Here is a 25629-nt window from a genome sequence, read left to right as displayed (position 1 = left end):
GGGGAGGAGCCGATTCCCTCCCCTGCGGCAGCGGGGGAGGGTCAGGGTGGGGGCAATGCCGCCGCCGGCGCGCGGCGCAGCGCGTTCAACAAAATCCCGATCGTCGTCCCGTTGTGCAGCACCGCGGTGCCCACCGGGGACAGCAGCCCCAGCGCGGCGGCGCCGAGGATCGCGCTGTTCAGCCCGACGGTCAGGCGGTAGTTGCGGGCGATCAGCGCCATGGCGGCATTCGCCGTCTCCTTGGCGTCGGCCACCCGCTCGATCCGGTCCTCCAGAAGCGCCACGTCGGCGGTCAGCCGCGCGATGTCGGCCCCCTTCTGCATGGCGATGCCGACATGGGCGCCGGCCAGCGCCGGAGCGTCGTTGATGCCGTCGCCGACGAAGGCGATGCGCGCGCCGTCGCGGCTGAGATCCTCGATGATGCGGGCCTTGTCGGTGGGCAGCAGGTCGGCGTGGAAGCCGTCGAGACGCAGTTCCGCGGCCAGCTCGGCGGCGCGGTCGTGGTGGTCGCCGGTCAGCATCAGCACCCGCGTCACCCCGGCCCGCCGCAGCCGCGCGATGGTCGCCGCACTGGCCGCGCGCAGGCTGTCCTTCAGCGCCAGCACGCCGGCCAGCACCCCGCCGAAGCCGATGAACAGCAGCGTCTTGCCGTCGCGGTGCAGCGCGTCGATGGCCGCGCGGTGGGCCGTGGTGTCGATGCCCTCGTCGTCCTCGATGAAGTGGCGGGAACCGACGACGATGCGCTTGCCGTCGATCACGCTGGCCACCCCGTGGGCGACGATGAACTTCACCTCCTGATGGTCGAAGTGGCGGTTGTGCGTCTCCTTGGCGGCGTTGACCACGGCCATCGCCAGCGGGTGGAAGTAATGCTCCTCCACCGAGGCGGCGAGGCAGATCAGGTCGTCGGGGCTGAAGGTCGGGTCGAAAGCGATGGAGTCCGTCACCTGAAGGTCGCCGGTGGTCAGCGTGCCGGTCTTGTCGAAGATGACCGTGTCGGCCTGGGCCAGCCGTTCCAGCGCGTTGGCGCCCTTGATCAGGATGCCCGCCTGCCCCGCCCCATACATGGCCGACTTGAAGGCCACCGGGGTCGCCAGCTTCAGCGCGCAGGAATAGTCGGCCTGGAGCACCGAGGCGGCGCTGCGCCAGTCGCCGGTCATCAGGAAGGAGCCGCCGGCCAGCTTCAGCACCGTGGGCACCAGCCGGTCGGCCAGCCGCGCCGCGTCGAGCTGCGCCTCGCTCTTGGCGGTCAGCGACTGTTCGACGTAATCGGCGATGCGGGCGGCGGCGGTGTGGCTGCCGACATGCTCGGCGTAGACGACCAGCCGTCCCTCCTCCATCAGCGTGCCGGAGAGGACGGCGGAGCCGCGCTGCTTGACCACCGGGGCGCTCTCGCCGGTCATGGCGGCCTCGTTGACGGTCGCCTCCCCGCCCAGCACCGTGCCGTCCACCGGGATCACCGTCCCGGCGCCGATGACCACGCTGTCGCCGACCAGGACGGTGTCGGCGGGCACCTGGATCTCGACCCCGTCGCGCAGCAGCCACACCTGATCGCTCGACGGGCGCAGCAGCCGCTTCAGCAGCGCGTCCGACCGGCGGGCGATGGACTCCTCCATGTATTCGCCAAGCGCCAGCATGAAGACGGTGGTGTTGGCCGCGGTGACGTCCCGCCGCGCCAGGGAGATCGCCACCGCCGCCGCTTCCAGCACGTGCGAGTTGACGCCCTCCCGCCCGTAGATGGCCACGCCCTCGCGCAGCATCGGCAGGGCGACGGCCAGCGACAGCGGCAGGCGCAGCGGCATGGGCAACAGGAAGCCACCGGCCAGCGTGGCGAGGCTGCGGACCAGCGTCGCGCCGTGATTCTCCCCGCCCTCCGCCATCGGCGCCGACGGCGCCGGTTCGGGAATCGGCAGGGCGGCCAGCGCGCGGCACAGCGCCGGGACGTCGGTCACCGCCGGATCGTAGCGGACGGCCAGCGACCGTGCGGCGCGGCTCGCCCGCACCGACGTCACTCCGGGGACCGCTTCCACCACCCGGTGCAGGGTCGCCTCGTCGGTTGGAGTGCTGGGACGGCAGGCGTAGCGCAGCCGGACGCGCCCTGGAACCCGATGGACCGGCTCCAGCCGCAGGAACCAGGGCGGGCCGCTCATAACGGTCCGGCCTGTTCCGCCTCCAGCTCGGCCTGGAGGTCGGCCATCTGCTCCTTCATCTCGGCGAGGCCGCCGGCGAGGTTGCCGTAGAGCTTCAGGCCGGACTTCACGATCTTGCCGCGCAGCTCCTCGTCGGACAGCACATAGGCCGCCGCCGCCCCGACCAGCAGCCCGACCAGGAACTGCTCGGACCGGCGCGACGGCAGAAGGCCGGTCAGCCCGCCGAGAAGCCCCTGCCCCCGCGCCGCGTTGGCCCCCATGCCACCTCCGATGGGCGTGCCGCCGGCCGCCATGGCGGCTTCGTACCGGCGCTGCTGCTTCTTCAGCTTCTTGAGCGCCTTCTTGATCTTCTTAGCCATGGGGGTCCTCGTTTTTCGGCCGTTCTTGCGGCGGTTCGTCCGCCGGATTCAGCAGATGTTCGATCATGACCACGCCCGCCGCCCCGGCGGCGACCGCCAGGGCGAGGCGCGCGTAGTCGCGGGTGCGCAGGGCGTCGGCGGCGACGCTGGCGGCGGCCAGCGCCGCACCGCCCTGCAGGCCGTGGCGCAGGATGGTGCGCGGCGCGGGGGGTTCGGCGCCCGTCACCCAGCGGTTCTGGACGGCGGTCAGCAGGCCGGTCGCCACCATGCCGCGCGTGAAGTCGGCGGCCAGCGTGCCGGAGCCCCGCGCCTTGCCGCGCCGTTTCCCGCGTTTCACGCGGCCCCCGACGGGCTGGCGGGCGGCGTCTCGTCCTTTGCCGGCTCCGCCGCATCATCCTTTGGCGGCTCCGCTTCGGCGAGCGCCGCCTCAGCAGGGGCTTCCTCCGCCGGCGTGGCGAGGCGGGAGCGCAGACCGGCGGAGGTCCGTTCGATGGCCAGCAAGCCGCTGACCGCGGCCTCGCGCACCGCGGTCTGGGCCTTGCCGGCGCCCTCGCGGGCGGCGGCCTTCACATCGGCAGCCTTGAGGTCGGCAGCCTTGAGGTCGGCGATCATCGGATCGGCCTTGGCCTTTTTCACCATCCGGACGCCGATGGCCCCGGCGATCACGCCGGACGCGAATGTCAGAAGCGGCAGCATCATGGTCTCCTTTCCGGCGCACCGCCCGCGAGGCCGGCGGTGGCGATTCGCAGCAGCGTCCCGGCCGCCGCGCTGGCTTCCCCGCGCAGCAGATCCGGCCACGCCGAGGGCGGGATCACCGTGGGGTCGTATTCGATGGTGCAGGAGCGGGCGAGCGGATTCAGCGCGACGGAGCGGATGCCCTCCGCCCCGGTCAGCGCCCGGTGAAGCGCTTTGGCGTCGTCCACCAGCGTCGCCAGACCGCGCTCCGCGGCGCCGTCGAGCTTCAGTCGCACCCGGCCCGGAATGTGGTGCGCGATGGTCAGGGCGGCGGCCAGCCGGCTCAGAAATTCGTCGGGCATGCTCGCGTCGTGGTCGGTCATTGGAAGAGGCGTTTGCGCTGCACGGTCATGTGGACGAGCATGAAGGCGACGAACAGCGTGCCGAAACCGGCATGAACGCGCTTGCCCACCCCCAGCGCCGCCAGGGTCGCCGCCATGCTGCCCATCATTCCGATCTTGGCCGCGCGGTTGATCCGCCATTTCCGCTCGGGCGCGGCCGGCTTGACCTCCGCGGCGGAAACGGGATCGTCCGGCACCGGGGAAGCCGCCGCGGGATGCAGGACCGCCGACAGCAGCGCCTCCACCTGGGACCGGGCGTCATCCGGCGTCACCGCGGCGGGGTCGTAGCTCAGCAGGACGCTGCCCACCGCCGGGTTGCTGCCGCTCACCCGGATGGCGTCCAAAGCCTCCAGCCGGCCCAGCGCCTCCTGGAAGCGGTCCGTCCGGCGCAGCAGCGGGTGGCGCACGCGGATGCGCCCGGGCACCGCCGATGCGATGGGTGAGGTCCGTCCGGTCATTGCCCGCTCTCCTGCGTCAGCCGCGATCCGCCCACGCGGCCAAGGGTCTTCATGGTTGCGCAGAATATCCATAATTTCACAATGGCGAAACATGTCCGCGGCGTCTCGCGCAGGCGCCGGACGCAAGGCCGCGTTGCGGAAAAACCGCGTCCTCACCCAGGAAGTGTGGGGAACGGGGCGGGGTTCGCCTACAAATCCGGCGGGGTGCGGGCCGGCAGATGCAGGGTCGCCAGGGTGCCGCCGCCGCAGCGCGAGGCGATGGTGAAGGACCCGCCCAGCCGGTCCGACGCCAGATTGTCCACGATGTTCAGGCCCAGCCCGACCGAGCCGGTGCCGCGGCGGGTGGTGAAGAAGGGCTCCAGGATGCGCCCGGCGGTCCCCTCTGCGATGCCGGCGCCGTCGTCGGCGACGGAGAGCAGGACCGTGTCCGGCCCCGACGCCGCGGCCGCCACCGTCACCAGCCCGTGCCGCCCCGCCGGAAAGGCGTGCTCCAGCGCGTTGCGGACGAGCTGCTCCAGGACTGCCGACAGGATCGCCGGGTTGCTGACCATGCGCAGGTCGGCGGGGCAGTCCACGGCCATGCGGTGCCCCGGCGGCTCCCACTGCGGGCGCAGGCTCTCCGTCACCTGCTCCAGGAAGGGGCGCAGCGCGATGCTCTGGCGCAGCCCGCCATGATCCGCCGCCACCCCCTTGAAGCAGCGCACGATCTCCCCGGCGCGGGCGATGGTGCTCGACAGCAGGGCGGCCAGTTCGCCCGCGCTCGCCAGGAAGCGCTCCAGCTCGGCGCGGCGGAGCTGGTTGGCGGACAGCCGCTCCGTCATCGCGGCGACCCGGTCGCCGAGGTGGGACGCGCTGCCCAGCGCCACGCCGATGGGCGTGTTGATCTCGTGGGCCACGCCGGCGACCATCTGGCGCAGCGCCGCCATCTTCTCGCGCTGGGCCTGGGCCAGCTTGCGCGTGCGCTCGCGGACCAGCGCCTCCAGATGCTCGTTCTCGTCCTTCAGGCTGCGGTTGGCCCGGCGCAGCGACAGGTGGGTGGCGACGCGGGCGCGCACGATGGCCGGGCTGAAGGGCTTGGTCACGTAATCGACCGCCCCGGTCTCCAGCCCGAAGGCCTCCTCCTCCGGGCTGGACAGCGAGGTGATGAAGATCACCGGGACGTCGGCGGTGGCCGGGTCGGTCTTCAGCAGCCGGCACACCGCGTAGCCGTCCAGCCCCGGCATCATCACGTCGAGCAGCACCAGCTCCGGCGGGTCGGCGGAGGCCAGCTCCAGCGCGCGGCGGCCGGAGGTCGCGAAACGCACCTCGTGCCGGTCCTCCAGCACGCTGGCGAGCGCCCGGATGTTGGCCGTGTCGTCATCGACGATCAGTATGTGACCACCGCTCACGGCGTCGTCTCCCGGTCCCGTTCCCTGGCCCATGCGGCGGTGAGCCGTTCCAGCGCCGCGCGGGCCGCGGCGAAATCCAACGCTTCCACGGCCCGCCCCACCTTGTCCACCGCCTCGTCATGGCCACTCCGGGCCAGCAGGCCACGCAAGGCGTCGAAACGGGCCGCCGCCGACAGGCTGCCGCTGCGCAACGCCTCGTCCAGCAACCGCAACGCCTCGTCCAACAGGTCCGGGTCGAGGAGAGGAACCGCCGGAAGGTCCGGCGCGACCTCCACGGGCACCTCCACGCTGCGCAGCGTTTCCGCCGAGGCCAGCGCGGGACCGAGGGCGGCGGACAGGTCGGCCACGAGCCCCGGCACCGCGTCCCACCGCTCCCCGCCCGCCGCCCGCTCCAGCGCGGCGGCGGCGGCACTGGCGGCCATCGCGCCGACCGTTCCGGCGCTGCCGCGCAGCCCATGGGCGTAACGCTCCAGCGCCGGGCCGTCTCCCGCGCGGCGCAGATGCTCCAGCCGGACCGGCGCGTCGCCGTAGCGGTCGAGAAAGTCCAGGATCGCCCGGCGCAGCGTGCCCGCCCGCCCGTTCATCCGCGCCAGCGCCGGGGCGAGGTCGAACCCCTCCAGCCCGACGGGAAGCCCGTCATCCACCGCCGCGCCCTTGATCTCCACGCCCTTCGCAACCGGCGAGGCCTCCCGCCGCCCGAACGGCCTCAGCCGGCGGTTCAGCACGGCGACGAGGCGGTGCGGTTCCACCGGCTTGGCGATGTGGTCGTCCATGCCCGCCTCCAGGCAGCGCCGCCGCTCCTCCTCCAGGGCGTGGGCGGTCATGGCGATGATCGGCAGGCGGTCGGGACCCGCATGACGGCGGATCGCCCGCGCCACCGCGTAGCCGTCCATGTCCGGCATCTGAACGTCGGTCAGCAGCGCGGCGTAGCCCGCCCCCGGCTCCAGCGCCAGCCGCACCGCCTCTCCGCCGCTTCCGACCGCGGTGACGGCCAGCCCGGCGTCCTCCAGCAACTCGCGCGCGACCATGCGGTTCACGGCGTTGTCGTCGGCGACCAGCACGCGCAGGCCGCGCAGCGGCTCGTCCACCTGCAAGCCCGCAAGCTCCGGATCGGCCAAGGCGGCGGGCAGCGCCGTCGCGGCGCCGTCCTGCACGCCGACCGTGACCGTGAAGCGGAAGGTGCTGCCCAGACCGGGGGCGCTGTCCACAACGATGCCGCCGCCCATCATGACGGCCAGCCGTCGGCTGATCGCCAGCCCCAGCCCGGTCCCGCCGTAGCGCCGGGTGGTCGAGCTGTCGGCCTGGGCGAAGGGCTGGAACAGGCGGGCCACCTGCTCCGCCGTCATGCCGATGCCGGTGTCGCGCACGGCGAAGCGCAACTCGGTCTCCCCATTCTCCGCCCCTCGCTCCGCGGCGCTCACGCCGAGAACCACGCTGCCGCTCTCGGTGAACTTCACCGCGTTGTTGACGAGGTTGAGGAGCACCTGCCCCAGCCGCAGCGGGTCGCCCAGCAGGGCGGTGGGCACGTCCGGGGCGATCTCCAGCCGCAAGGCCAGCCCCTTCTCCTCGGCGGAGAGGGCGGCGGTGCCGGCCACCATGTCGAGCACGGCGGACAGGTCGAAGGGCACGCGCTCCAGAGTCAGCATGCCGGCCTCGATCTTCGAGACGTCGAGGATGTCGTTGATGATCCCCAGCAGCGCCGTGGCCGAGGCGCGGATGCGGGTCAGGTAGCCGCGCTGGCGCGGCGGCGGCCCGGCACGCAGGGCGAGGTGGCTGAGGCCGAGGATGGCGTTCATCGGCGTGCGGATCTCGTGGCTCATGTTCGCCAGGAAATCGCCCTTGGCGCGCGACGCCTCCTCGGCGCGGCGGCGGGCCTCCTCCACCTGCTGCTGGCGGCGCGCGATCTCGTCGAGGAAGTGGCGGATCGAACGGGAGATGGTGGCGATCTCGTCGGTGCCGCCGTCGGGCAGCGGCGTCTCCCTCCCCTCCACCCGGTCGAGCACCGCGTCGTTCAGCCGGACCAGACGCAGGGTCAGGAAGCGGCGCAGATACAGATACACGCCGAGCGCCACCAGGAAGCCCAGCGCGCCCAGCCCGACCAGGATGCGGTTCTGCGTCGCCGCCAGTTCGGACAGGCCGTCCGCCTCGTCCGCCGCCGCCGCGTTGATCCGTTCGAACAGCGCGTGGGCGATCTTCACGACCTCCTCGACCATCACCAGCACTTGGTTGGTCAGCGCCTTGCTGCGGGCGATGGCCGCCTGCCGCTCCATCAGACTGGGCAGCAGGCCGGTGGGGCCGAGCAGCGCCACCTCCAGCCGCCGGTGCAGGGCGGCGAAGCGCTCCGCCTGCTCCGGCGGCAGCCCGGCGTGAAGCGCCGGCAGGGCCGACAACGCCGCCGCCGCGTCCCGCTGGGCGCGGGCGATCTCGCGCTGGAAGCGGCTGTTGCCGGCGTGGGTGCTCTCGTTCAGCACGCGGTTGACGGTGTTGGTCCAGGCGGTCAGCGGCCCCAGCCGGTCCGCCGGCAGGGTCGGCAGCACGGCGGCAACCAGCGCGCCGGCCTCCGCCGACAGGCGGCGGGTCTCGTCCAGCGCGTCGTCGCTGCGCGCCGCGGCGTCGATGCGCTCGGCGACCAGCCGGTCGAGGTCCGCCAGCGTCGGGACGAGGGTCCCCAGGACGCCGGCCAGCGTGGCGCCGCCCTCGATGTCGGACAGGGCCTGGGCCGACCGGGTGACCGCCGTCAGGTTGGCGGTCAGCTCGGCCAGGGTGACCCGCCGCTCGGGGTGGCTGGTCGCCCCGCCCAGCCGGGTCGCCTGCGACAACACCTGCTGCAGGCCGCCGTTCAGCACCGCCCCGGTGGTGATGCGCGGCAGCGCCCCGTTGGACAGGTCCGACAGGGCGTGGCGGAACTGCGCGAGGTCGTAGAGCGCCGCACCCGACACGCCCAGCAGCACCCCCACCATCACCAGCAGGCCCAGCCCGACGCGCCGCCCGACGCCGCCCCGGAAGGGCGCGCGCGGGATCGGCGCGGTCGGGGCTGGCTCCGTCGTCATCAACGCTCGGTGATGCGGCCGTCGATGCGGGGCGACACCGTCCCGCGGTCGGACAGGTGCTGGGCCATGATCTCCCACAGCAGCTTGCCGCCGCTCCCGGGGGAGGCGCCGGGCGACTTGAGCATGCCGTAGCCGTCGCCGCCCTGGGCCAGATAGTTGGGCAGGGCCACCGAATAGCGGGCGTCCGGGTCGAGCGGCTTGCCGCCCACCGTGACGGAGACGACGCGGCTGCCCGCCGGCTGCTTCAGGTCGTAGACCACCGCCATGTTGGACGGGTGGAGGAAGCTGCCCTTCTGGTTGTCCACCCCGGCGGCGCTGACCTCCAGAGCCTCGCGCAGCGCCTTGCCGGGCAGGGTCACGGCGATGATGGTGTCGCGGAAGGGCAGTTCGCGCTGGATGTCGCGGCGGGTCAGCACGGTCCCCGCCTCGTACTGGCGGTTGCCGCGGATGTTGCCGCCGTTGATGAAGGCGACGTCGGTGTTGAAATGGCCGCGCATGGCGTCGGCGATCAGCGAGGCGAAGGCGTTCTCGCCGGTGCGCACCGCGGCGCGGCGGGTGTCGAGCGCGGTCGCCGTCGTCCCGATGTTGATGTCCAGCAACTCCGACAGCCGGGCCAGATAGACGCCGACCCGCTTTTCCATCGCCGGGTCCGCCGGCAGCCCGGCGAGCGGCACGATGTCGGCGCCGGCCAGCGCGGGCGGCGCCTTGCCGTCGCCGTCCAGCCGCAGGACGAAGGCCGATCCCTTCACGTTGACGTGGACGCCGAAGAGCTTGCCCTTATCGGTCTCCAGCACATCCTTGCCGGTGGCGGAGAGCTGGAGCAGCGCGTCGATGGCGGGTTCACCGCGCAACGCGTCCACGGCCTCCGGGGCGTTGTCCAGAATGGCGACCACATAGTTCGCTCCCTGGGCGCGCAGGGCGCGGGCCTCCGCCGCGATGGTGGCCGGCGGGCGCACCTCAATGTCCGGCACGATGTACTGCACCGTCAGTTCCGGCGAGATCGCCGAGACCACGCCGATCCTGCCCACCGGCGTGTCGAGCAGCGCCGACGGCTCCAGCCCCTCCATCACCTTGCCGGTGTTGCGGTCGATGGTGGTGGCGCTGACGAAGGGAAAGCGCGCCTCGTAGCTGCGCAGGGTCAGCTCGTCCTTGCCGAATCCGAGGTCGCGCTTGGTCACCGCCATCATGTCGGGCTGAAGCTCGTTCAGCAGGTCGATCATGTGGGCGCCGCGGTCGAAGGTGGACAGGACGCCCGCGGTCAGCGACGCACCGCCGTGCAGGAACAGCGTGTTGCCCTCCGCCCGCTTGGTGCGCAGCAGCGTGGCGAGGTTGGCAAGGCCGCCCTCGCCCTCCACCGGCTCGATGTCGGCCATCGTCGAGGTGAAGACGATCGACAGTTCCGCCGCCGACGCGGCCGGCGCGACGGCGCCGAGCGCCGCGACGGCGCAGGCGGCCAGGACGGCCCGCCAGCCGGAAAAACGCCCCACCCCACCACTGCCGCGCTTCGGCATGGTTGCCCCCTCCTGCCATCCCTGTTTCTTCAGGATGGTTCTTCCCGTATTCCGGCGGGGGAGTTCAAGGCATATCCATGCAGGCCGCTCAACATTGCGGTGACAAAAAATCTCCTGTTGCAACAAGGGACAAAGGAACAACCGGATCAGGCCGCCCCGTCCTGCCAGGGATAGGCCAGCGGCACCTCGCGGAAGGCGAAGCGGTCGAGATGGCGTTCCAGCGCGCCCTTGAGCGCGGCCAGATGCTCGGCGGAGCTGGCGTCCAGCCGACAGTCCAGCCCGTCCGGCCGGGCCTGGAGCGTCAGGGTGGCGTCGCCCGGCCAATCGGCGCCGCGGGCGTTGTGCGGGAAGACGACGCTCCCCGCCTCCGGCGTGTACTCCACCGTCAGATTGTGCGCCCAGTGCTTGCAGAGCTGCTGGAGGTAGCGGCTGCCGTTCGGGGTCGGGACGCGGACGCTGCTGGCGTGTCTCATGACGATCCTTCTGTGCGGTGATGGTGTTTTCAGGCCGGTGATTCAGGCCGGTGATTCAGGGAAGCCGTTCGATGCGCTGGGCCGCCTCGTCGAGGATCGAGACCGCGGCGTGCACCGTGTCCGCGTCAACGCCCTCGCGCCCCAGCCGGTGCATCAGCACGGCCTTGAGATTCTCCATGGCGCGGCGGATCGGAGCGCCGTCGGTGTGGGCCCGCCGGGTGGCCAGGGCGGCGAGGCGGGCGAACAGCGCCTCGACGGTGGCCGCGTCCTGGGCGAGCTGGGCGGTGCCCTCCGGGGTCACGGCGAAGGGCTTGCGCGCGCCCTCGGCGTCGGCCTTGGCGATGTGGCCCATCTCCTCCAGCAGCGACAGCGTCGGGTAGATCACGCCGGGGCTGGGCACGTAGCCGCCGCCGGTCAGCTCCTCGACGGCGCGGATCAGGTCATAGCCGTGCCGCGGCTCGTCGGCGATCAGCCGCAGCAGGACCAGCCGCAGTTCCGACGCCTCGAAGACGCCGCGCCGGCCGCCGCGCCCACCGCGCCGCTCGTGATGCTCATGGCCCCAGCCGCCCTCCGCGGCGTGACGCCCGCCGCCATGACGGGGACCGCCTCCGTGGGGGCCATCGCCGTGCGGGCCGGGGTGATGGCGGCGCATCCGGCCGCAGAAGGGATTCGGGAAAAATTTCATGACGGGTGCTCCCCTGTATCTCGATAGGTCAAAGATATATCGTGACATGTCGCGATACAAGTCCCCAAGACGCTTATTTCCTCTCCCCGGACGGAAGAGGGACCGCAGCCGTCCTCAGCCACGCCCAGCCAACATACTGCGAATGCGAGGAATTCGCATTGACGTTCCGCAGGAATCCGGACCACAGTGCGCCCGCCCTTCCGGCATAGGCCGTCCCGGCAAAGTTGAAGGAGAGTCAAGGATGAAGCTGACCCGTCGCCACGCCCTCGCCATGACCGCCGCCATGGTCGGCCTCGCCGCCCTGGCTCCCGTCCCGGGTCACGCCCAGGACATGACGGTGCGGCACGCGCAGGGCGAGACGCGGCTTCCCGCCAAGCTCGACCCCGTCCTGGTCTTCGACATGACCTCGCTGGACACGCTGGACGCGCTGGGCGTGGCGATCGCCGGGGTGCCCACGGGGCTGAAGCCGCCGCACCTCGCCAAGTATGACGGGCCGTCCTACGCGAAGATCGGCACGCTGTTCGAGCCCGACTACGAGGCGGTGAACGCCGCCGAGCCCGGCCTGATCATCGCCGGCGGCCGCTCCGCCCCGAAATACGCCGAGCTGTCGCGCATCGCGCCGACGCTCGACATGACGACCGACCAGACCGACTTCCTGAACAGCGCCATCGCCAACGCCGAGACGCTGGGCCGCATCTTCGGCAAGACCGCCGAGGTCAAGCGGAGGCTGGACCGGCTGCGCGCCTCCATCGCCGAGTTGAAAACGGTGGCGGGCAACGCCGGCAAGGGCCTGCTGGTGCTGACCACCGGCGGCAAGATGAGCGCCTACGGACCGGGATCGCGCTTCGGCATCCTGCACTCGGAGTTCGGCATCCAGCCAGCCGCACCCGACCTGAAGGTCGCCAACCATGGGCAGGCCATCTCCTTCGAATTCATCCTGGAAACCAACCCGGACTGGCTGTTCGTGATCGACCGCGACGCCGCCATCGGGCAGGACGGCACCCCGGCCCGGCAGTTCCTCGACAACGACATCGTCCGCCGCACCATCGCCTGGCGGAAGAACCAGGTCGTCTATCTGAACGGCGGCAACTGGTACCTCGTCGGCGGCGGGCTGCAGGCGCTCCAGCAGGACGTGGACCACCTCCTCGCGGCGCTGTCCCGAAAGTCCTGACCCGTGAAGACCCTGCCAATCGCCACGCTGCCGCTGGCGACCGTGGGCATCGGCCTGCTGGCCGTGTGGAGCCTGTTCGTCGGCGTCAGCGACGTGAGCTTGGCGACGTTGTTCGGTGGCGGGGCCGCGGACCAGGCCACCCAGGTGCTGCTGGTCAGCCGCCTGCCCCGGACGCTGGCGCTGATCCTGGCCGGCGCCGCCATGGCGGTGTCGGGCCTGCTCCTCCAGATGCTGGTGCGCAACCGCTTCGTCGAGCCCTCCACCGCCGGCACCGCGGAATCGGCCATCTTCGGCATGATGATGGTCTCGCTGCTGGCGCCGGAGATGCCGGTGTTCGGGCGCATGGCCGTCGCCAGCCTGTGCGCGCTGGCCGGGACGGGTCTGTTCCTGGCGATCCTGCGGCAGGTGCCGCTGCGCTCGCCGCTGGTGGTGCCGCTGGTCGGCATCATGCTGGGCGGGGTCATCACGGCGATGACCGAATTCATCGCCTACCGCCAGGACCTGATCCAGTCGGTGCGCGGCTGGGAGACCGGGGACTTCTCCGCCATCCTGCTCGGCCGCTACGAGCTGCTGTGGCTGAGCGCCGCCCTGACCGGCGTCGCCTATCTGGCGGCGGACCGCTTCACCGTCGCCGGGATGGGGCGGGACGTCGCCACCAACCTGGGCATCGACCACCGCAAGGTGATGGCGCTGGGGCTGGTCATCGTGTCGATGACCACCGCGGCGGTGATCGCCACCTGCGGCATGATCCCTTTCCTCGGGCTGATCGTTCCCAACGTCGTCAGTCTCGTCCGCGGCGACAACATGCGCGGGTCCCTGCCCTGGGTCGCGCTGATGGGGGCCGGGCTGGTGCTGGCCTGCGACATCGCCGGGCGGCTGGTGATCCACCCCTACGAGATCCCGATCGGGACGATGATGGGAGTGATCGGCAGCGCCCTGTTCCTCTATCTCCTGCTGCGGAGGAACGGCCATGCCGGCTGACCGCCGCATCCTCTCGCCGACGATCGTGCTGGGCGGCCTGTCGGCGCTGACCCTGCTGGCGATCGCGCTGTTCATGACTTTGGGCGCGCGCGGCAAGTGGGACTTCATCCTGGCCTTCCGCGGCACCAAGATCGCCGCCATGGTGCTGGTCGGCTACGCCGTCGCCGTGTCGACCGTCCTGTTCCAGACGATCACCAACAACCGCATCCTCACCCCCTCGGTGATGGGATTCGACCATCTCTACCGGATGATCCAGACGCTGCTGGTCTTCCAGTTCGGCAGCGGTCTGGTGGCGTCGCTCGACCCGCGGCTGCGCTTCGGGGTGGAGGTGGCGTCGATGGTCGTCTTCTCCGGCCTGCTCTACTGGTGGCTGTTCAACGGCGCGGGGCGGGGCGACAACCGGCGCAGCCTACATCTGCTGCTCCTCGTCGGCATCGTCTTCGGCGTGCTGTTCCGCAGCCTGACCAGCTTCCTTCAGCGCATCATCGACCCCAACGAGTTCCTGACGGTGCAGGACCGGCTGTTCGCCAACTTCAACCGGGTGGACGTCGAGCTGCTGACGGTGTCGGCGCTGGTCGTTCTGGCGGTGTCGCTGGTCGGCTGGCGGTGGCGGCGCACCTTCGACGTGCTGGCGCTGGGGCGCGACGCCGCGATCAACCTCGGCGTGGAGCACCGGCGCGCGGTGATGGCGGTGCTGGTGATGGTGTCCATCCTGGTGTCGGTGTCCACGGCGCTGGTCGGGCCGATCACCTTCTTCGGGCTGCTGGTCGCCAACCTCGCCTATCTGGTGGTCCGCTCGCACCGGCACGCGCTGATCCTGCCGGCCGCGGTGCTGCTCGCCGTGCTGACGCTGGTCGCCGGCCAGCTCGTGCTGGAGCGGGTGTTCGGCTACAACGCCGCGCTCAGCATCGTCATCGAGTTCGTGGGCGGTCTCGCCTTCCTGTTCATCCTGGTGCGGGGGTCGGCCCGATGATCGACGTCAAGAACATCACGAAGCGCTACAACGGCACCGTCGTCGTCGACGGGGTGTCCCTGTCCCTGCCGGCGGGCGGGGTGATCTCGCTGATCGGGGCGAACGGGGCCGGCAAATCGACGCTGCTCTCGATCATCAGCCGCCTGCTGCCGATGTCCTCGGGCACGGTGGAAATCGACGGGCTGGACGTGACCACCACGCCGGGGGAGGTGCTGGCCCGCCGCCTGTCCATCCTGCGCCAGGACAACCAGATCATGTCGCGCCTGACGGTGGAGGACCTCGTCGCCTTCGGCCGCTACCCGCACAGCAAGGGCCGCCTGACCGAGGACGACCGCGGGCACATCCGCAACGCGCTGCGCTACCTGGACCTGGAGCCGCTGGCCGGCCGCTTCCTGGACGAGTTGTCGGGCGGCCAGCGCCAGCGCGCCTTCATCGCCATGGTGCTGTGCCAGGACACCGAATACATCCTGCTCGACGAGCCGCTGAACAACCTCGACGTCAAGCACGCCGTGGCGATGATGAAGCTGTTCCGCCGCACCGCCGACGCGTTCGGCAAGACCGTCGTGCTGGTGCTGCACGACATCAACTTCGCCTCCTGCTACTCCGACCGCATCGTCGCGATGCGCGACGGCCGGGTGGTGCACCAGGGGCCGCCGGAGGTCATCATCACCCCCGAGGTCATCCGCGACGTTTACGGCGTCGAGGCCCAGGTGATGGAGAACGCCGGCCAGCGCATCGCGCTGTATTATCAATAGAGTCTTTTAGAAGCGCGGCGGGTCGAAGATCACCGAACGGTCGATGTCGGCCAGCCGCGCCCGCCCGCTCAACGCCATGGCAACCTCCAGCTCGGTCTGCAGGATGGTCAGCATGTGCGCCACCCCCGCCATGCCGCCGACCGCCAGGGCGTGCAGCACCGGCTGGCCCACCAGCACCGCGTCGGCGCCCAGCGCCAGCGCCTTCAGGACGTCGGTGCCGCGCCGGATGCCGCCGTCCGCCAGGATGGGCAGGCGGCCCGCCGCGCGGGCGGCGACCAGCGGCAGCACCTCCGCCACCGCGGGCAGCGTGTCGAGCGTCCGCCCGCCATGGTTCGACACGATGATCCCCGCCGCCCCGGCCGCGATGGCGGGGTCGACGTCGTCGGGGTTCATGATCCCTTTCAGCAGCACCGGCAGCCGCGTCCCGGCGCACAGCCAGCGCACCGTGTCCCAGGTGGCCGCGGCGTGCAGCATGCCCTGGAAGACCGGGCTGCCGGGCCGCGACGGGGTGAAAGGGTCCGGCGCCAGCCCGGCCAGATTGACCGGCGCGATGCCGTCGGGCAGGCGGAAACCGGCGCGCTGTTCGATGTTGCGCAAGCCGCTGACCGGCGCGTCCACCGTCAGCACCAGCGCGCGGTAGCCCGCGGCCTCCGCCCGCCGCACCAGGGCCAGCGTGTCCTCCGGCCGGGGTTGGGTGTAGAGCTGGAACCACAGCGGCCCGCCGGCCGCCGCCGCGACCTCCTCCAGCGTCACGCTGGACTGGGTGCTGACGGTCATCCAGGTGCCGGTGAGGCCCGCCGCCTGCGCGGTCGCCCGCTCCCCGTCGCGATGGACCAGCCGGTGGAAGGCCATCGGCGCGATCAGGATGGGATAGGGCATGGCTTGCCCGAACAGGGTCGTCGAGGCGCTGGCCTGCGACAGGTCGCGCAACGCCCGCGGCATCAGGCGCATCCGGTCGTAGGCGTCGCGGTTGGCCTGCCGGGTGATGCCGTCCGCCCCGGTCCCGGCGATGTAGGCGCGGGTCGCCGCATCGACGCGGGCGGTGAAGTGGCGCTCGTAGTCGTGGAGCGAGACGGTGTCGGCGGGAACGCTCATTTCAAGAATCCTTAAGCAACATTCCCTCTCCCCTCTGGGGAGAGGGTTAGGGTGAGGGGGTTGCGCTTTTGCCGGACGTCCCACCACGCGCATCCCCCTCACCGGCCCTACGGGCCACCCTCTCCCCGGAGGGGAGAGGGCTATGAAGAACGGCCCTCCGCCAACGCGCCCGCCCGTCGCGCCAACGCGCGCAGGCGCGGGTCGGGCTGGTCGGCCAGGGCGGCGGCCATGCCACGGTAAAAGTCGGGGAAGCCGGTTTCCAGCGCCCGCGCGAACCACGCCAGCGCCTCCTCCGTCCGCCCGTCCTGGAGCAGCAGCCGGGCATGGTTGAAGCGGCCCCAGCAATCCCCGCCCTCGGCGGCGGCCTGGAAGAGTTGACGGGCGCCCGCCCCGTCCTCGGCCACCGCACGCCCGGCCTCGTGGAGCAAGCCCAGCATGTTCAGCGCCTTCACGTTGCCCCGGCGGGCCGCGGCGGCGTAGAGCCGGTAAGCTTCGGCGTCGTCCGCCGGAACGCCGACACCGCGGCAATGCAGATCGGCCAGATTGAACAGCGCCCAGGCGTCGCCCAACTCGGCGGCCCGGCGGTAATGGGCGGCGGCCAGGGCGGGGTCGGCGGGCACGCCCCAACCGTGCTCGTGGCAGCGGCCCAGCATGTTGACGGCGCGGGCGTCGCCGCTGCGGGCGGCGATGCGGAACCACTCCACCGCCCGCGCCCGCTCAGCCCCGCCGCGGTCGAGGCACCGCTGACCCAGGGCGAGCTGCACGTCGATGATGCCCAGCCCTTCCGTGGAACAGGCAGTGATCCCGTCCATCACACCTCCGCCCAGCGCCGCAGCAGGTTGTGATAGTGGTTGACCAGGGCCAGCACGGACGGGTGTTGATCGCTCAGTTCCCGGCGCAGGTCGATGATCGCGACGTCGAGGTCGTAGAGCATCGCCCGCAGCCCGTCGTCCTTGACCAGCGACTGCGTGAAGAAGAAGGAGGCCCAGCGCGAGCCGCGCGTCACCGGGGTCACCCGGTGCAGGCTGCTGGACGGGTAGACCACGGCGTGCCCCGCCGGCAGCTTCACGCCCTTGGTGCCGTAGGTGTCCTCGACGACCAGATCGCCACCGTCATACTCGCCGGGATCGCTGAGGAAGATCGTGGTGGAGACGTCGGCCCGCAGGCGCAGGCCGCCGGTGCCCGGAATGGCCCGGATGGCGTTGTCCACATGGTTGCCGTAGGTCATGTCCAAATCGTAGCGGTTGAACATGGGCGGCAAGACGCGCAGCGGCAGGGCCGCGGAGTTGAAGGCCGGGTTGCGCCCCAGCGCCTTCAGGATGACCACGCCCAGCTCGCGGGCGGTGTCGCTCTCCTCCGGGATCTGCAGGTTGTTCTTGGCCAGCACCGCCTGGGAGCCCGCGGTGACGCGGCCATCGACCCAGGGCGACGCCTCCAGCACGGCGCGGCAGTGGGCGACCTCGTCGGCGGTCAGAACGTCGGGGATTTGCAGAAGCACGGGGAGGAATCCTTTTGCAGAAGAAGACAGGGCGATCCCACCGCTTGTCCCCTCTCCCCTCTGGGGAGAGGGTTAGGGTGAGGGGGTTGCGCGTGGCGGAACGTCCGGCAAAAGCGCAACCCCCTCACCGGCCCTTCGGGCCACCCTCTCCCCAGAGGGGAGAGGGCTAGGCGGAAAAGCCCTATACATAGAAGAAGGCTGGGATCAGAAGGTGACGCCGGCGGTCAGCATGAAGGTGCGGCCCGAGGCCGGAACCGCGCGCGAGGCGTTGAAGGCCGAGGCGTAGTTGCGGTGGTCGGTCAGGTTGTAGGCGTTGAGCGCCAGGGACAGGTTGTTGATCTCGTAGGACACCACGCTGTCCAGCGAGACCGTCTCCGGCACGCGGCCCGTGTTGGCGCTGTCGGCCCAATATTCCGAGGCGTACTGGATGCCGCCACCGACCATGACCTTGCCGGGCACGACGCCGGGGGCGAACTCGTAGGTCGACCACAGGCTGGCGTTGTGCTTCGGAACGTTCGGGGCCTCGTTGCCGACGACCGCGGCGTTGGTCCGCGACTCCTTGATCTCACCGTCGAGGTAGGCGTAGCTGGCGTAGACGCTCCAGCCCTCGACCAGCTTGCCGCTCACCCCGGCCTCGAAGCCGCGGATGCGGGTGCCGAGACCGGCCTCGGAGAAGCCGTCGGTGACCGTGCCGGTGGCCGGATCGACCGAGTAGGTGTTGCTCTTCTCGATCTGGAACAGGGCGCCGTTCAGGCCCAGCCGCCCGCCGAAGAAGTCGGCCTTGCCGCCGATCTCGTAGAGGTCGGTCTTCTCCGGGTCGAAGTCACGCCCGTCGCGCGGGGTCTCCGCCGTGCCGTTGGTGAGCTGCGCGGCGATGTCCACGCCGATCGGCTTGTTGGAGCGCGCGTAGGAGACATACAGCGACGCGTCCTTGGTCGGCTCGTAGATCAGGCTGGCCGACGGGCTGAGCGTCCGGGTGCTGGCGCTGCCGCCCGCCACCGTCGGGTCGGAGGCGCGGAAGGTGCTGCGGAAGTAATCCCAGCGCAGGCCGCCCTGCACCGAAAGCTGGTCGAACAGCCACACCCGGTCGGTGACGAACAGGCCGGTGTTGGCGACGCTCGATTCACGCACGCCGGTCGCCGGGTAGGTGAGGAAGGCGTTGGCCGGGTAGCTGTGGCCGGGGTTGCGGATGGTCTGGGTGTTGGCGCGGTTGACCCAGCTGCCGCCGCGCCGCTCGTCCTTCTGGTAGCTGAGGTCCAGCCCGCCGTTGACCTTGTGGTAGAGGCCGAGGAAGGTGCCCTCCGCCTTGGCGCCCGCGACGTTCTGGACGCCCCAGCCCTTCTGCTTGAAGGCGAGGCCGCCGCCGGCGCCGTAGGCGATCACCGGGTTGCCGCCGTTCAGGAAGAGGGTGCTGCTGGCCGCGGTCAGCGCCGCCGGGGCGGTGGAGACGAAGTCGCGCTCGTAATGGCTGTAGCGGCTGTCGTTGTAGAAGGACAGGGTCTTGCCGACCTCGTGGGACAGGGTCGAGGTCACCACGTGGTTCTTGGTGTCGTCGCGGTCCTGGTTGCGCACATAGGACGTGGACCGGTCGAGCCCGAACTCGGGCGCCGGACGGAAGGTGCCGTCGCGGCCGCGGATCATCGGCACGCCCATGTCCGGGATCTTGTCGCCGTCGAGGTAGGAGTAGTTCAGGTGCCAGGTCGTCGGGGTGCCCAGCCCGACGCCGAGGTCGGCGGCGATGCCCTTGCGCTTGGCCTCGACCTCGTCACGGTCGGCGACGTCCTGGTCGTGGTACAGGCCGTTGACGCGCAGCGCCGTCGTCTCGTTGATCGGCTGGTTCACGTCCACCGTGGTGCGGTAGGTGGGGCCGGAGCCGACCGACTGCTCGACCTTGTAGCGCTTGTCCAGCCCGGCCTTCTTGGTGCCCTGGTTGATGACGCCGCCGGAGTTGCCGACACCGAAGCCGTTGCCCGACGGGCCCTTGAAGACCTGCACCGTCTCGGTGTTGAAGACGTCGTGGGTGTAGACGCCGAAGTCCTTCAGGCCGTCGGTGTAGATGTCGCCGCGGGCGGTCAGGCCGCGGATGCGGAACTGGTCGCCGTTCTGGCCGCCGTTGCCCTCGCCGGTCGAGATGGTGATGCCGGGGACGTTGCGCAGGACCTGCTCCAGGGTCGTGGCGCGCTGCTGCTCGATGATCTCTTCCGGGACGACGTTGACGACGCGGGGCGTGTCCTTGACCGTGTCGGGCAGGCGGGAGATGCCGGTGGGCTTGGCGTTCACGTTCCCGCTGTCGGCCGGACGGTCGGCGCCCACCCGCACCGGGTCGAGGACGGTGGCGTCACCGGCCGCGGTGCCCGGCGTGGTGCCCGCGCCGGACCCGGCCCCCGATCCGGCCGTCTGAGCCTCGGCCACCGTCGCCAGGGTGGAGAAGGACATCGCCAGCCCCGCCGTCGCGGCGGCGCCGGCGATGATGGGTCGGAGGCGGTCGGGGACATTCGATTGCAACATGGGGCTCTCCCGAAAAATCGTCGTGGCGGATGCGCCGATCAGCGGCGGCTATCTACCAAGCGGGGTGGCGGCCCCTTCAACGACGATCATTCAGAATAATTCTAAATTGCAAAATCACCGTTGTTCAGCCCCAGCGCATGCAGGGATATGTTCTTCGCCGGCCCCCCATGACGGTCTCTCCGGCGGCGCGCCCGGCACCCCGGAGAAAGCTCTTTTTCATTGGTGTTCCAATGATTTAAAACGCCTGTTCAAGGGCTTTCGAAGGCCCCTGGCGGGATGGGCGGGACCGGACTGTTGCAGAACAGCAACGCAGATAATAAGAATTATTCTCAATATGCAGATCGGGTGCGGCTCGAACGTCTTTTGTACGTCAGCCTGGAATCCGCGCGGCCGGCGCCGTCTGGCCGAGGCGGGCCTTCCAGAGCTGCTCGGCCAGCCGCAGGGCGTCGGCGAAGGCCGGTCCGGTGGCGCCGGGAAGGGCGAACAGGGCGAAGGCCGCGGTGCCGATGATGATCCGCTCGGCCCGCGCGTCGCGCACCGCTCCGGTCCATACCCCCTGCCAGTATTCCAGGCTGGTGCCGCGCGGGCGCGGCGTCGGCGGCGGTTCGTCCATGCAGGCGGGCAGGATGAGGTCCTCCGCCTCGCCGTTGACCAGCCGGTGGATGGAGGAGGAGCGGAAGGGGGTGAACTGGGCGACGTCGCGCACGCTGCCCAGCACGGCCATGTGCTTCCAGCCGAGGATACGGGCGGCGTCGCGGTGCAGTTCGCGGTAGGTCGGCTTGGCCGCGCCCAGCAGGGAGGTCTTGGCCTTGGACGGCTTCAGCAGATGCACCGCCTCGAACACGGCGGAGCGGGTCTGGGTCAGCCGGTGCAGCCCGATCAGCCGGTAGATCTGCGGCGACAGGGCGGCCAGCGGCGCGTAGGCGATCCGCGGCCCCGCCAGCGCCGCCGCGATCTCCCGCGCGTTGCTGCAGACCGGGATGCCCACGGTGGGCGCGATGAACTCGTACCGGCCGGACGCCGCGCTGCAGCCCGTGCTGCCATGCAGCAGCACCCGGTGGCCGGCCTGCGCGACCAGCCGCGCCGCGTGGAAGAACCAGGGCGGGTTGTGGTAGTTGGGCGAGGTGAAGCAGGGCCAGTCGATGTCCGCCTGGATCGTCCGCCCCAGCCCGGCGGCGACGTGCGCCCGCATCGCCCGCACCATCCCGGCCAGTTCCGGCGCGGTCGAGCCGCGCATCCGCATCATGCCGAGAAGCGCGCCGACCTGGACCGGATCGGCCTCGCCCGCCAGGATGATGGTCATCGCCTCCTCCGCCTCCTCGGCGGTCAGCGGGCGCCCGTGGCCGCCGCCGGCGACGCCCAGCACGCCGATGTGACGGGCCAGACGGTCCTGCGCGGGAGCGTCCGGCGCGATCCCGTCCAGCTTGGCGTCGATCTGGGCCGGGGACGGCTGCCCCTCCAGCAGGCCGGCGGGCCGGACGCGGAGCGGCGGCGCGTCGATGGCGGTCGGCACGTTCCAGCGGGGATCGAAGGTTTCGTCGGGCGCCGGGCGTTCCATCGACGGTTCGAACAGGGCGTCGATCCCGCGGGCCAGCGCCTGCACGCGCGGACGCAGCGCTTCGGCGAAGGGCGTCGGCACCAGACCACGGCCCGAGCGGATGAACAGGGGATCGCCGAACTCCTCGCGCATCTGCGCCAGAAGCCGGCTGAGCGCCGAAGTCTGAAGCCCGAGGTCGCGGGCGGCCAGCGTGACGTTCCGTTTCGACAGCAGCGCGTCCAGCGCGGCGACCAGACGGCCGCGCGACAGCCGGCTCTCCTGCGCGGTGCCGAGGGCGGCCCGACCCGACCCGGATGCCTCGGGTGCCAACGCCGGCACCAACGCAGGATGGGATTCCCCGCCCTTCCTCTTGACCGTCATGTGTTTTCAGCCCGAATGCGAATGCCTGTCATGATATTGATACGCATTCGCATCGCAACGCAACACGCACGGCGCTCCCCCTCTTTCCCGCGAAGGAAGGGGGCGGACGCTTCGGAAACTCAGTCCTCGGACGCTTCGGGCTTGGGAGCCGCGGCCTGCTCGGCCTGGATCCGCTCGACGATGCGGGTCAGCGCCGCGGCGTCGAACGGGCTGTCCATGTTCAGGTCCTGGGCGAACTTGCGGATCACGCCGATGGCGCGGCGCCGGGTCACGATCTCGATGTCGCCGGGCCGCGTCCGCTCGACCACCGGCCCCTTGTAGTAGCCGCTGCCGACGCGCCATTGGCGCTGCCCGTCCGCCCGCCATTTGGTGCCGTCGGACAGCACCATGCAGCGGTTGCCCTCGGTGAAGGCGTCGACCGTGGCGATCCTCTCCGGGCCGGTCTGGCTGTTGTGGATCGTCACCTGATCCCCGACCCTGAACGCTGTCATTCTGTGCACACCCTCTGTCAATCAATCGCTGTCCGTCACCGGACCGCCGGACTGGAACCGCGCGCCCTGGTCGTTCTCGCGCCGCTCCTCCACCGCCGCCATCAGACGCGACTTCGCGGTGACGCGGCTGTCGGGCGTCCCATCCTCCGTCCGCTGGTCGGGCGGACGGCTCCGCGAGGCGGAGCGCACGCCGTTCAGCGCCGCGAGGAAGCCGGTGGCCGGACGCATCGTCCGGCCGCCGCGCAGGCCGGGCGGAGGCCCGGCCGGTGGCGCCGAAGGCGACGACGCCGGAGGTTGCGGCTTCGCCGCGGCGACGGAAGCGATCACGGCCTCCACCTCCTCATGCGGCGCCCGCCGTTCGGCGGCCTCGGCGTGGGCGAGGCTGGTGGCGCGCTCGACGACCAGCGTCCGGCATTCGCCGTCCAGCGTTTCGTAAACGCGCTTGGCCTCGTTCAGTTCATGCAGGTCTTCGGTTTCCAGCGTGCGGTCCAGCGCGCTGGACAGCAGCCGGAACTCCAGCACGCCCGGCACCCGCGCCTCGTCCACCGCGCGCTTCAGCACGCCGACGGCTTGCAGGGTTTCACGGTCCAAAGTGCCTTCGGGCATCGACATGCTGTGGGTTGATCGGCGGGATCACCCGAAATATCGGCTGAGGCCGGGCGGGGTCAAGTGCGATCCGGCACCGTTCCGGACTCATCCTCCGGTTCGACGGCACCGCGTCTTTGCAGCCACAGGGCGACGAGCCAGCACAGCGCGGCCCAGCCCGCCCCGACGCACCAGCCCGCCAGGACGTCGGTCGGCCAATGGACGCCCAGATAGACGCGGCTGCAACCGACCAGCAGGGTCACCGCCATCGCGACCACGAGCACATAGGCCTTCTGCCGCCGCCCCTCGACGAAGCGCGCCAGCATGGCGCCCAGCGTCAGGAAGACGACCGCCGACAGCAACGAATGGCCGCTGGGAAAGCTGGCGGTGAAGACGATGTCGCCATGGGGAACGACATCCGGACGCTCCCGCCCGATCTGATTCTTCAGCAGGCTGCTGATGGCCATGCCGCCGCCGACCGACAGCAGCACGAGCAGCGACGCCCCGCGCTTGCCGCGAAGCAGCAGGAACCCCACCGTCACCGCGGTGATCAGCGACAGCACGGTGATGCTGCCCAGCGCCGTGACGTCGCGCGCCGCGTTGTGAAGCCAGGGCGGCCCCAGCGGCGTCGCCGGATCGCCGGTCACCCGCAGCGCCAGCAGCACCGCGCGGTCGAAGGCCGCCGTCTCGCCCTCGATCACCTCGCCGGCCAGCAGGGCGAAGGCCAGGATCAGCCCGGCGCTGACCGCCATGCCGACAAGAAGCCGCAACTCGTGCCGGCCGAGCCTCGTCCAGAAGCCGGGTGCCCTCAATCCTGCCAACGCCATCGTCCGTCCCATGCCTCCCGTCGATCGCAGACCGGTTATGGGAACGCCGGCCTCCGGAGAAAAGGTCCGCCGGGACGGCGCAGGCGCCGCCGAACCACCGGCCCGCAAACATAAAGATATCTTTATGCTTGCGGGGTTCCGAATGCGCTGCTACACCAGCGCCACAGCGGGCCGGTGCGCCCGCCCCTTTTTCATTGCTGTCCCGCAAACAGCCGCGCAGGAGACCCCCCGATGGCCGCGCCCGCCAACTTCACCGACTTCAAGGTCAAGGACATCAGCCTCGCCGAGTGGGGCCGCAAGGAAATCACCATCGCCGAGACCGAGATGCCCGGCCTGATGGCGCTGCGCGCGGAGTTCGGCGAGACGAAGCCGCTGGCCGGCGCCCGCATCGTCGGCTGCCTGCACATGACCATCCAGACCGCCGTGCTGATCGAGACGCTGACCGCTCTCGGCGCGACCGTCCGCTGGTCGTCCTGCAACATCTTCTCGACCCAGGACCAGGCCGCCGCCGCCATCGCCGCCGCCGGCATCCCGGTCTTCGCCTGGAAGGGCGAGACGGAGGAGGAGTTCTGGTGGTGCATCGAGCAGACCCTGCGCGGTCCGGCCACCGGTGAGTATGCCGGCTGGGTGCCGAACATGATCCTGGACGACGGCGGCGACGTCACCCAGATCATGCACGACAAGTATCCGGAGATGCTGGCCGAGGTCCGCGGCCTGTCGGAGGAGACCACCACCGGCGTCCACCGTCTCTATGAGATGATGAAGAAGGGCACGCTGAAGGTTCCGGCCATCAACGTGAACGACAGCGTCACCAAGTCGAAGTTCGACAACCTCTACGGCTGCCGCGAGTCGCTGGTCGACGGCATCAAGCGCGCCACCGACGTGATGGTGGCCGGCAAGGTCGCCGTGGTCGCCGGCTACGGCGACGTGGGCAAGGGCTCGGCCGCCTCGCTGCGCTCGCAGGGCGCGCGCGTTCTGGTGACGGAGATCGACCCGATCACCGCGCTCCAGGCCGCCATGGAAGGCTATCAGGTCGTGACCATGGACGAGGCCGCGCCGCAGGGCGACATCTTCGTCACCGCGACCGGCAACGTCGATGTGATCACGCTGGACCACATGCGCGCCATGAAGGACCGCGCCATCGTCTGCAACATCGGCCACTTCGACAGCGAGATCCAGATCGAGGCCCTTCGCAACTACAAGTGGGAAGAGGTCAAGCCGCAGGTTGACGAGGTCGTCTTCCCCGACGGCAAGCGCCTGATCGTCCTGGCCCAGGGCCGTCTCGTGAACCTGGGCTGCGCCACCGGCCACCCGAGCTTCGTGATGAGCGCCAGCTTCACCAACCAGGTGCTGGCCCAGATCGAGCTGTGGACCAACGCCGCCAGCTACGAGAACAAGGTCTACGTCCTGCCGAAGCACCTGGACGAGAAGGTCGCCCGCCTGCATCTGGACAAGATCGGCGCCAAGCTGACCACGCTCTCCGCCAAGCAGGCCGAGTACATCGGCGTGAAGGTCGAAGGCCCGTTCAAGCCGGACCACTACCGCTACTAAGCGGGTCCGGACGGATCGGAACGGAAAGGGCCGCCCAATGGGCGGCCCTTTTTGTGTTTGGGGGTGCTGGAGGTGGTTGCCCCCACCCTTCCCACGGCTTCGCCGCGGGCCCCTTCCCTCCCCCGCTTC

General features: G+C 70.7%; 24 protein-coding genes. 5 read left to right on the top strand and 19 right to left on the bottom strand.

The genetic code is table 11. The annotated features are described in order from the left end of the window. Window positions 1-41: 41 nt before the first annotated feature. From DXK32_RS21170 to DXK32_RS21120, 11 genes are all read right to left on the bottom strand, one after another. Entirely contained in the window at window positions 42-2147 is a 2106-nt protein-coding gene (locus DXK32_RS21170; protein ID WP_114860310.1) for a heavy metal translocating P-type ATPase, read from the bottom strand. Continuing rightward, window positions 2144-2506, bottom strand: a complete 363-nt coding sequence (locus DXK32_RS21165; RefSeq protein WP_114860309.1) for a YtxH domain-containing protein — start codon at window positions 2504-2506, stop codon at window positions 2144-2146. The genes DXK32_RS21170 and DXK32_RS21165 overlap by 4 nt, the downstream gene beginning before the upstream one ends. Beyond that, a complete protein-coding gene (locus tag DXK32_RS21160; protein ID WP_114860308.1) occupies window positions 2499-2843 on the bottom strand; it encodes a hypothetical protein in 345 nt (114 codons plus the stop codon). Before DXK32_RS21160 ends, DXK32_RS21165 begins: the two co-directional genes overlap by 8 nt. Then, window positions 2840-3205 carry a hypothetical protein gene (locus DXK32_RS21155; protein ID WP_114860307.1) on the bottom strand — a complete coding sequence of 122 codons (366 nt, stop codon included), beginning with the start codon at window positions 3203-3205 and terminating at the stop codon, window positions 2840-2842. Before DXK32_RS21155 ends, DXK32_RS21160 begins: the two co-directional genes overlap by 4 nt. After that, the gene (locus DXK32_RS21150; RefSeq protein WP_114860336.1) at window positions 3202-3543 is read right to left on the bottom strand and encodes a cation transporter; all 342 of its coding nucleotides are present in this window, start codon (window positions 3541-3543) and stop codon (window positions 3202-3204) included. Before DXK32_RS21150 ends, DXK32_RS21155 begins: the two co-directional genes overlap by 4 nt. Window positions 3544-3560: 17 nt before the next feature. Then, on the bottom strand, window positions 3561-4040 hold the full coding sequence (locus DXK32_RS21145) for a hypothetical protein (protein ID WP_114860306.1): 480 nt from the start codon (window positions 4038-4040) through the stop codon (window positions 3561-3563). 188 nt (window positions 4041-4228) lie between these two features. Then, on the bottom strand, window positions 4229-5428 hold the full coding sequence (locus DXK32_RS21140; protein ID WP_162801292.1) for a sensor histidine kinase: 1200 nt from the start codon (window positions 5426-5428) through the stop codon (window positions 4229-4231). Continuing rightward, a complete protein-coding gene (locus DXK32_RS21135) occupies window positions 5425-8478 on the bottom strand; it encodes an ATP-binding protein (protein ID WP_247877267.1) in 3054 nt (1017 codons plus the stop codon). Before DXK32_RS21135 ends, DXK32_RS21140 begins: the two co-directional genes overlap by 4 nt. Beyond that, window positions 8478-9989, bottom strand: a complete 1512-nt coding sequence (locus tag DXK32_RS21130) for a bifunctional metallophosphatase/5'-nucleotidase (RefSeq protein WP_114860303.1) — start codon at window positions 9987-9989, stop codon at window positions 8478-8480. Before DXK32_RS21130 ends, DXK32_RS21135 begins: the two co-directional genes overlap by 1 nt. A gap of 146 nt (window positions 9990-10135) precedes the next feature. Then, window positions 10136-10462 (bottom strand): DUF2218 domain-containing protein, encoded by a 327-nt coding sequence (locus DXK32_RS21125; RefSeq protein ID WP_114860302.1) that lies wholly within the window; start codon window positions 10460-10462, stop codon window positions 10136-10138. A gap of 55 nt (window positions 10463-10517) precedes the next feature. Further along, the gene (locus tag DXK32_RS21120) at window positions 10518-11147 is read right to left on the bottom strand and encodes a PadR family transcriptional regulator (RefSeq protein WP_247877266.1); all 630 of its coding nucleotides are present in this window, start codon (window positions 11145-11147) and stop codon (window positions 10518-10520) included. 241 nt (window positions 11148-11388) lie between these two features. Here DXK32_RS21120 and DXK32_RS21115 point away from each other — a divergent pair, with 241 nt between their 5' ends. The 4 genes from DXK32_RS21115 to DXK32_RS21100 are packed head-to-tail and all read left to right on the top strand — an operon-like array spanning window position 11389 to window position 15027. Beyond that, window positions 11389-12318, top strand: a complete 930-nt coding sequence (locus tag DXK32_RS21115; protein WP_114860301.1) for a siderophore ABC transporter substrate-binding protein — start codon at window positions 11389-11391, stop codon at window positions 12316-12318. A gap of 3 nt (window positions 12319-12321) precedes the next feature. Then, complete coding sequence (locus DXK32_RS21110) at window positions 12322-13299, top strand: ABC transporter permease (protein WP_205215785.1); 978 nt, start codon at window positions 12322-12324, stop codon at window positions 13297-13299. Next, the gene (locus DXK32_RS21105) at window positions 13289-14272 is read left to right on the top strand and encodes an iron chelate uptake ABC transporter family permease subunit (RefSeq protein WP_114860300.1); all 984 of its coding nucleotides are present in this window, start codon (window positions 13289-13291) and stop codon (window positions 14270-14272) included. The genes DXK32_RS21110 and DXK32_RS21105 overlap by 11 nt, the downstream gene beginning before the upstream one ends. Then, the gene (locus DXK32_RS21100) at window positions 14269-15027 is read left to right on the top strand and encodes an iron ABC transporter ATP-binding protein (RefSeq protein WP_114860299.1); all 759 of its coding nucleotides are present in this window, start codon (window positions 14269-14271) and stop codon (window positions 15025-15027) included. Before DXK32_RS21105 ends, DXK32_RS21100 begins: the two co-directional genes overlap by 4 nt. 6 nt (window positions 15028-15033) lie before the next feature. On the opposite strand, the gene DXK32_RS21095 is transcribed toward DXK32_RS21100, so the two are convergent. From DXK32_RS21095 to DXK32_RS21060, 8 genes are all read right to left on the bottom strand, one after another. Then, on the bottom strand, window positions 15034-16122 hold the full coding sequence (locus tag DXK32_RS21095; RefSeq protein WP_114860298.1) for an alpha-hydroxy acid oxidase: 1089 nt from the start codon (window positions 16120-16122) through the stop codon (window positions 15034-15036). Window positions 16123-16262: 140 nt separating this feature from the next. Continuing rightward, the gene (locus DXK32_RS21090) at window positions 16263-16934 is read right to left on the bottom strand and encodes a tetratricopeptide repeat protein (protein ID WP_247877265.1); all 672 of its coding nucleotides are present in this window, start codon (window positions 16932-16934) and stop codon (window positions 16263-16265) included. Beyond that, window positions 16934-17620, bottom strand: coding sequence for a Fe2+-dependent dioxygenase (locus DXK32_RS21085; RefSeq protein WP_114860297.1), 687 nt, complete (start codon window positions 17618-17620; stop codon window positions 16934-16936). The genes DXK32_RS21090 and DXK32_RS21085 overlap by 1 nt, the downstream gene beginning before the upstream one ends. A 204-nt stretch (window positions 17621-17824) precedes the next feature. Continuing rightward, window positions 17825-20128: a TonB-dependent receptor gene (locus tag DXK32_RS21080; RefSeq protein WP_114860296.1), complete on the bottom strand. Its 2304-nt coding sequence runs from the start codon at window positions 20126-20128 to the stop codon at window positions 17825-17827. Window positions 20129-20498: 370 nt separating this feature from the next. Further along, window positions 20499-22046 carry a glycosyl transferase family protein gene (locus DXK32_RS21075; RefSeq protein ID WP_114860295.1) on the bottom strand — a complete coding sequence of 516 codons (1548 nt, stop codon included), beginning with the start codon at window positions 22044-22046 and terminating at the stop codon, window positions 20499-20501. Window positions 22047-22165: 119 nt separating this feature from the next. Beyond that, a complete protein-coding gene (locus tag DXK32_RS21070) occupies window positions 22166-22537 on the bottom strand; it encodes a hypothetical protein (protein ID WP_114860294.1) in 372 nt (123 codons plus the stop codon). 21 nt (window positions 22538-22558) lie between these two features. Next, window positions 22559-23149 carry a hypothetical protein gene (locus DXK32_RS21065; RefSeq protein WP_247877264.1) on the bottom strand — a complete coding sequence of 197 codons (591 nt, stop codon included), beginning with the start codon at window positions 23147-23149 and terminating at the stop codon, window positions 22559-22561. Window positions 23150-23202: 53 nt separating this feature from the next. Further along, entirely contained in the window at window positions 23203-23961 is a 759-nt protein-coding gene (locus DXK32_RS21060) for a phosphatase PAP2 family protein (protein ID WP_205215784.1), read from the bottom strand. A 219-nt stretch (window positions 23962-24180) separates the two neighbouring features. On the opposite strand from DXK32_RS21060, the gene ahcY reads away from it, so the two are divergent. Then, on the top strand, window positions 24181-25500 hold the full coding sequence (gene ahcY / locus DXK32_RS21055) for an adenosylhomocysteinase (protein WP_114860293.1): 1320 nt from the start codon (window positions 24181-24183) through the stop codon (window positions 25498-25500). The last annotated feature ends 129 nt before the right edge of the window (window positions 25501-25629 follow it).

The organism is Azospirillum brasilense (assembly GCF_003349955.1).
GTDB lineage: Bacteria > Pseudomonadota > Alphaproteobacteria > Azospirillales > Azospirillaceae > Azospirillum > Azospirillum brasilense_B.
The sequence above is the reverse complement of the archived record's forward strand: the minus strand, read 5'-3'. Positions and strand labels throughout refer to the sequence as shown.

Excerpts from the sequence above, each read along its gene's own strand:
- DXK32_RS21150 (WP_114860336.1), bottom strand. The coding sequence starts at position 3,543 with ATGCCCGACGAATTTCTGAGCCGGCTGGCCGCCGCCCTGACCATCGCG.
- DXK32_RS21080 (WP_114860296.1), bottom strand. The coding sequence starts at position 20,128 with ATGTTGCAATCGAATGTCCCCGACCGCCTCCGACCCATCATCGCCGGC.
- DXK32_RS21060 (WP_205215784.1), bottom strand. The coding sequence starts at position 23,961 with ATGGGACGGACGATGGCGTTGGCAGGATTGAGGGCACCCGGCTTCTGG.
- DXK32_RS21095 (WP_114860298.1), bottom strand. The coding sequence starts at position 16,122 with ATGAGCGTTCCCGCCGACACCGTCTCGCTCCACGACTACGAGCGCCAC.
- DXK32_RS21070 (WP_114860294.1), bottom strand. The coding sequence starts at position 22,537 with ATGACAGCGTTCAGGGTCGGGGATCAGGTGACGATCCACAACAGCCAG.
- DXK32_RS21100 (WP_114860299.1), top strand. The coding sequence starts at position 14,269 with ATGATCGACGTCAAGAACATCACGAAGCGCTACAACGGCACCGTCGTC.
- DXK32_RS21135 (WP_247877267.1), bottom strand. The coding sequence starts at position 8,478 with ATGACGACGGAGCCAGCCCCGACCGCGCCGATCCCGCGCGCGCCCTTC.
- DXK32_RS21130 (WP_114860303.1), bottom strand. The coding sequence starts at position 9,989 with ATGCCGAAGCGCGGCAGTGGTGGGGTGGGGCGTTTTTCCGGCTGGCGG.
- DXK32_RS21165 (WP_114860309.1), bottom strand. The coding sequence starts at position 2,506 with ATGGCTAAGAAGATCAAGAAGGCGCTCAAGAAGCTGAAGAAGCAGCAG.
- DXK32_RS21145 (WP_114860306.1), bottom strand. The coding sequence starts at position 4,040 with ATGACCGGACGGACCTCACCCATCGCATCGGCGGTGCCCGGGCGCATC.
- DXK32_RS21065 (WP_247877264.1), bottom strand. The coding sequence starts at position 23,149 with ATGTCGATGCCCGAAGGCACTTTGGACCGTGAAACCCTGCAAGCCGTC.
- ahcY (WP_114860293.1), top strand. The coding sequence starts at position 24,181 with ATGGCCGCGCCCGCCAACTTCACCGACTTCAAGGTCAAGGACATCAGC.
- DXK32_RS21075 (WP_114860295.1), bottom strand. The coding sequence starts at position 22,046 with ATGACGGTCAAGAGGAAGGGCGGGGAATCCCATCCTGCGTTGGTGCCG.
- DXK32_RS21105 (WP_114860300.1), top strand. The coding sequence starts at position 13,289 with ATGCCGGCTGACCGCCGCATCCTCTCGCCGACGATCGTGCTGGGCGGC.
- DXK32_RS21115 (WP_114860301.1), top strand. The coding sequence starts at position 11,389 with ATGAAGCTGACCCGTCGCCACGCCCTCGCCATGACCGCCGCCATGGTC.
- DXK32_RS21125 (WP_114860302.1), bottom strand. The coding sequence starts at position 10,462 with ATGAGACACGCCAGCAGCGTCCGCGTCCCGACCCCGAACGGCAGCCGC.
- DXK32_RS21090 (WP_247877265.1), bottom strand. The coding sequence starts at position 16,934 with ATGGACGGGATCACTGCCTGTTCCACGGAAGGGCTGGGCATCATCGAC.
- DXK32_RS21120 (WP_247877266.1), bottom strand. The coding sequence starts at position 11,147 with ATGAAATTTTTCCCGAATCCCTTCTGCGGCCGGATGCGCCGCCATCAC.
- DXK32_RS21155 (WP_114860307.1), bottom strand. The coding sequence starts at position 3,205 with ATGATGCTGCCGCTTCTGACATTCGCGTCCGGCGTGATCGCCGGGGCC.
- DXK32_RS21170 (WP_114860310.1), bottom strand. The coding sequence starts at position 2,147 with ATGAGCGGCCCGCCCTGGTTCCTGCGGCTGGAGCCGGTCCATCGGGTT.